We start from the raw sequence: 5,046 nt of genomic DNA, 5'->3' as shown, positions 1-5,046 counted from the left end.
AGCCGAACAGACAGCAGATCCCTATGTGAATCACCAGCGGGGACTGCTGCTTGACCTGGCCCGGACCATCGCCGGCCGCTACCTGTATAATCCGGATCATTCGGCTCGCGTCGAATCGTATGCTGCAAAAATTTTCCAGGCTCTGTATCAACGCTGTGGCCTTGCTTATCATACGGGCTATCTGCTGCGGCTGGCTGCTATTTTGCACGAAACCGGTAAATTCATCAACATGCGCAAGCATCGTGTCTGTTCGTACGAATTGATCCGGCAGACTGATTTATTCAGTATTACAGACGAAGAAAAAGAAATCGTCGCCAGCGTCGCTTCCTATATTGACCCGTACATGCCTTCAGAACATGCGGACTGGGTTGACCGGAATCCAACGCCGGGACTGGAAGTATTGATTTCTAAACTGCAGGCTATCTTTTCCCTGGCAGATGCTATCGATAAGAGTCATACGGGAAAAATCAAGCAGATTCGCGCCGTTTTAGGCGACAAGGAACTCAGATTGTATTATCAGTCGGAACTGGATATTTCTCTCGAACGGTGGTCGTTTATTCAGGCCAGCCGGAATTTTGAAGAAATATTCGGTATTACTCCCCGATTACTGAAAGGGCAGGTGTGATGAGTGGACTTTTTAAACCCCCAGAACTATCTGAACCGGGAATGCACGTGGATCAAATTCAATGAACGGGTGCTGCGCGAATCGGCAGTGCCGTCGAACCCGCTCCTGGAACAGCTCAATTTTGTGGCCATCAGCGCATCGAATCTCGACGAATTCTTTATGATCCGCGTGGCCGGTGTCAAGCATCTCATCGAAAGCGGCGTGCCGCACCATGATATTGCCGGCATGACGCCGCAGGAACAGTTTTCAGCTATCGAACAGATGGTACACGAACAGGTACGGCAGCAGTATGCCTATCTGAATGACCTGCGCGACCGCTTGCGTGGCGAAGGCCTGTATTTCATCAAGCCGTCTGAATTGAATGAAAAACAGCAGTTATGGCTGGAAAATTTCTTTGAACGGGAAATCTACCCGGTCGTCACGCCGATGGCCGTCGATTCGAGCCACCCGTTCCCCTTCCTTTCCAGTCTGAGCCTCAACCTGGCTGTCCTCCTGCGCCGCCGCGAAGGGGATAGCAGCGTCAAGACAGCTATCCTGCCCGTACCGTCGTCGGTCATCAATCGGATTATCAAAGTGCCGGGCGAAACGGGACCACAGCAGTTCCTCTTCCTGGAAGACGTGCTCAGTACCTTTGCTGAACGTTTCTTCCTGGGCTGTGAAATCCTGGAAGTCACGCCATTCCGCGTGACCCGCGATGCCGACCTGGATATTGACGATGATGCGGAAGATCTCCTGGCAGAAGTTGTCAAATCGCTGAAAAAGCGGAAAAAAGGTGCTGCCGTCCGTCTGGAACTGGCCGTTTCGGCAAGCCGTATGGTGAAGACCCTGCTCATGACCGAACTGTCTCTGGAAGACCGCGATGTGTACATGATCCCCGGACCGTTGGACTGCAAGGTGTTTTTCTCCTTCACGGGTATCGAAGGCTACGACTATCTGCGCTATGCAGCGGCTTTCCCGCAGCCGGCGTACGAATTAGAAAACCTCCATGCTCCGGATATGTGGACCGCTATTTCGCAGCGCGATATCATGGTCCATCACCCGTATGAAACCTTTGAAACTATCGAAAACTTCGTCCGCCTGGCTGCGACCGATCCCAGTGTCCTGGCCATCAAGCAGACCTTATACCGGGTCAGCAGCAAGTCGCCGATTATTGCGGCTCTGGCTCAGGCTGCGGAAAACGGCAAACAGGTCACGGTCCTCATGGAAGTTAAGGCACGGTTTGATGAAGAAAATAATATCCACATGGCGGCGAAGCTGGAAAAAGCCGGCTGTCACGTCATTTACGGTATCATGGGCCTCAAGACCCATTCCAAGATTACCCTCGTCGTGCGCCGCGAAGAAGACGGCATCAAACGCTATGTCCATCTGGCGACGGGGAACTACAACGGCAAGACGGCCCGCATCTATACGGATGTCGGTATTCTGACTTCCGACCCGCTGATCGGCGTCGATGCTTCGGCCTTCTTCAACCTCCTGTCCGGTTATTCCGATCCTCCATATTGGAACAAACTGGCCGTAGCTCCGCTCAATCTGCGTCAGCGGATTTATGAAGAAATCGATCAGGAAACGGCCTGGGCCCGGCAAGGGAAGAAAGCTTTGATCATCGCCAAGATGAACTCGCTCCTTGATAAGAAAGTCATCGCCCGCCTCTATGAAGCGTCGCAGGCTGGCGTCAAAATCAAGCTCATCGTCCGTGGTATCTGCGTACTCCGTCCGGAAGTACCCGGCCTCAGTGATAATATCGAAGTCCACAGCATCGTAGGACGATATCTGGAACACAGCCGCCTCTTTTACTTCTATAATAATGGCAAAGAAGACGTGTTCATTTCGTCGGCAGACTGGATGCCGCGGAATCTGAACGAACGGGTAGAACTGATGACGCCGGTCGAATACGAACCTCATAAGGAACGAGTTAAGGGCATCCTGAATCTGTACTTCAATGATAACGTCAAGGCGTATGCCATGAACAGCGACGGGACATACCACTATCTGGCTGATACGCGTAAAGGAGAACCCGTTCATGCACAGGCGATGCTGCAGAGAGAAGCGGAAGAACATACGCGGCAGCTGCAGAAAAAAGATATCAAGACCAGGGTGCTCCGGCGGACTTCTGGGGATAAATGACACATTTTAGTTACAAATCCGGCCTTATTTTGACATATGCCCCCACTTTCTGATAAAATCAAGAGAATGGTGTATTTGAAATAAGGAGGATATGGATGAGAAAACGTATTTCCCAGCGTATTACGCGCATGTATGTGACTCTGATTGCTTTGCTGGTACTGGTATCTCTGACGGGGTTCGTGGACCGGGGCAGGGCAGTGACCATAGAAGCAGACGGCCGGACGCATACCGTCTATACCCATGCGATCAATGCGGAAGCGCTCCTGCGGGAAAACAATATTTCCCTCGGTCATCATGACGAAGTAGAGCTTTCGACCGATACGCTGAAAGAAGGGACGACGGCGACTGTGCGCCGGGCCGTACCGGTGACGATAGAATATAAGAATCAGAAAAAGACCATCCGCACTGCGAAAAAGACGGTGCAGGAAGCAGTCGAACAGGCCGGGTACGATAGTGAGAACTACCGGGCATATGAAGATGTATCGGCTCCTGTCAAAGAAAACATGACCATCAGGGTGGGCGTATTGTCCCGCAAGGAAATCACGGAAGACGAAGTCGTTCCCTATGCGATAGAAAGTATCCCGGACGAAACGCTGGGACAGGGCGAAGAACAAATCCTGCAGCAGGGGGTCAATGGCCGCAAGACAGTCAAGAATTATCTGGTCAGCCTCGATGGTCAGGTCGTCGGCAAAGAGCACATTTCTACGACACTGGTGGCAGAAATGCAGCCGCTCATCCGCCACGTAGGCACGAAGGAAACGGTAGAAATCAATACGGGCACCATATCCAAGTACAAAGCTGTCTATACGATGGTTGCCACGGCCTATCTGCCGACTGATGGCAACGGCGAAGGCATCACCAAGATGGGGACGCGTGCCCGCTATGGTGAAATTGCCGTCGATCCCAACGTCATCCCCTTAGGCACGACAGTCTACATCCCCGGCTACGGTATTGCCCGGGCGGAAGATACGGGCAGTGATATCCTGGGGAACCGGGTGGACCTGTGCATGCTCGATTATAACCAGTGCATGCAGTTCGGACGCCGGACTGTGCTGGTCTACATATTGGAATAACGCTGTTCCCGCACCGGCGGGACAAAAAACAGGCGCTGCAAGATCGTAACAAGAGATCCTGCAGCGCCTGTCTGCATCCGCTTATAGGGCGCGTATATTTTTATGATCAGTCTTTTTTGAGAGCTATGGGATCTGTTTCCAGAAGGGGCTGGAATGCTTCCGGTTCCGTTTCCTTGATTGATTCGTACTGTTCTTCGGCCATCTTGAGGTCCATCGGTGTGTGGACATCGAAGAATATGGCATCTTCCTGCTTATCCTTGCGGACCGGGATCTGTACCAGGTCGATCTGGGGGAAGAACGAGTGGAGAAGGTGATTGCCTTCGACGATTTTCTTCCGCATGAGAGGCATGAGCCGGCGGTTATACACGGCATGGAGACAGATGTCGGTTCCATCCTGGACGGGAACGACGGCATCGGCCGCCTGGATGTGGAAGGACATCTTTTCAATCATGGGAACGGAAACGAAAGGCATGTTGACGCCGATGACGAAGATATTTTCCGCATCGGTATACTGGAAGGCCGTTGCTACAGCCCCCAGTGTCTGGGCGCCTTTATACACGTCTTCTACGATGAGGGCATCTTTCAGACAGTCGATGTCCTTGAAAATAGCCTTGTCGTTGGTTACGACCATAGGAGATTTGTCAAAGACGAAATCGAGCAGGGTGTAAATCGTTTCAATCAGTGTCGTCCCTTCAAACGAAGCCAGGGCCTTGTTGTATCCCATACGGGAATCATCGCCGCCAGCTAAGATGACAGGTTGCAGGGTTTCCATTTGTTCAAACATGAGCCGTACCTCCTTAAAATAGTCCTTTCTGTGGCCTTACTATTATGTCTTCACGGCAAGGGTACTGCTCCGTCCGGGACATCTGCACCCAGAAGACAATATACAATTATTTTACCATATTGTCATGTATTTATCCATAAAAACTTGAATGGCGAAGTCGCAAAAAAAGCTTGTGGCCCTATACGTCTTGTGATATAATATGAAAGGTTCAAAATACACACGCACCGTCGAGCTTGTAACTGTGCCGTTTGCGCGGTTTTCACAAGTGATGACCGGGCGGAGGAAAAAACAGGAGGAATCACAATTATGGCAGTAGTATCAATGAAACAATTATTAGAAGCAGGCGTACATTTCGGTCATCAGACCCGCCGTTGGAACCCTAAGATGGCACGGTTCATCTTCACGGAACGCAATGGCATCTACATCATCGACCTGCAGAA

Annotated in this window: 5 protein-coding genes; 4 read left to right on the top strand and 1 reads right to left on the bottom strand. The window is 51.4% G+C overall.

What is annotated here, in order from left to right; translation table 11 throughout:
• The 3 genes from B4H10_RS08190 to B4H10_RS08180 all read left to right on the top strand — a co-directional run.
• On the top strand, window positions 1-625 hold a 625-nt coding region (locus B4H10_RS08190; RefSeq protein ID WP_292018615.1), incomplete at its 5' end, for an HD domain-containing protein.
• A gap of 3 nt (window positions 626-628) precedes the next feature.
• Entirely contained in the window at window positions 629-2,749 is a 2,121-nt protein-coding gene (ppk1, locus tag B4H10_RS08185; protein WP_292018614.1) for a polyphosphate kinase 1, read from the top strand.
• A 95-nt stretch (window positions 2,750-2,844) separates the two neighbouring features.
• Complete coding sequence (locus tag B4H10_RS08180) at window positions 2,845-3,822, top strand: ubiquitin-like domain-containing protein (protein ID WP_292018613.1); 978 nt, start codon at window positions 2,845-2,847, stop codon at window positions 3,820-3,822.
• 106 nt (window positions 3,823-3,928) lie between these two features.
• Here the strand turns inward: B4H10_RS08180 and mobA are convergent, their stop codons facing one another.
• Window positions 3,929-4,606, bottom strand: coding sequence for a molybdenum cofactor guanylyltransferase (mobA, locus tag B4H10_RS08175; RefSeq protein ID WP_075581094.1), 678 nt, complete (start codon window positions 4,604-4,606; stop codon window positions 3,929-3,931).
• Window positions 4,607-4,912: 306 nt separating this feature from the next.
• Here mobA and B4H10_RS08170 point away from each other — a divergent pair.
• The coding region (locus B4H10_RS08170) for a 30S ribosomal protein S2 (protein WP_292017870.1) at window positions 4,913-5,046 on the top strand (134 nt) is incomplete at its 3' end.

The organism is Megasphaera sp. UBA4382 (assembly GCF_002391155.1).
Lineage (GTDB): Bacteria > Bacillota > Negativicutes > Veillonellales > Megasphaeraceae > Megasphaera > Megasphaera hexanoica.
Note: the sequence above shows the minus strand (reverse complement) of the source record. Positions and strands in the feature narration are given on the sequence as shown.